Here is a 448-nt window from a genome sequence, read left to right as displayed (position 1 = left end):
TCCGCAAGAATGTGGAGGCGGCGCAGGCCCTGGGCCTGCAGGCCATCCAGTTCGCCAGCGCACGGCAATTGCGCAACGACCTGAAAGCCTTCGGCCTTCCGATCGCCCCCTCGGAGCAGTGAGCCACCAGCGCTCACGCAGGACGCAGGTACAAGCGGCTGCTTGGCGCTTCACCCGACCGGGGTTCAACCTGGACCGGGCTCAACCACCCAGCGCAATGATGGCGAACAGCAGCGCCGTACCCACTACCGCCAATGCAATCCCACCCGCCCAGGGCGAACCGCCGGAATAGCGGGCGAGCATCCAGCCGGAGATGAACAGCATCACCAGCGCCACCGCATTGGAAGCGCGGATGGCCGGGCCGGTCTGGTCGATCAGCAGGAAGGGGATGACCAGCGGGAAGGTCGCCAGCACCACCAGCAGGAAGGTTGCTAGAGCGCCCTTGATG

General features: G+C 66.1%; 1 protein-coding gene. It reads right to left on the bottom strand.

The genetic code is table 11. The annotated features are described in order from the left end of the window. Positions 1 to 201 precede the first annotated feature (201 nt). Positions 202 to 448 (bottom strand): VIT1/CCC1 transporter family protein (locus IB223_RS18770; protein ID WP_225591217.1); only part of this gene is annotated, 247 nt, incomplete at its 5' end.

This window comes from Pseudoxanthomonas sp. PXM03 (genome assembly GCF_014852005.1).
GTDB lineage: Bacteria > Pseudomonadota > Gammaproteobacteria > Xanthomonadales > Xanthomonadaceae > Pseudoxanthomonas_A.
This window is presented reverse-complemented; position numbering and strand designations above follow the sequence as displayed.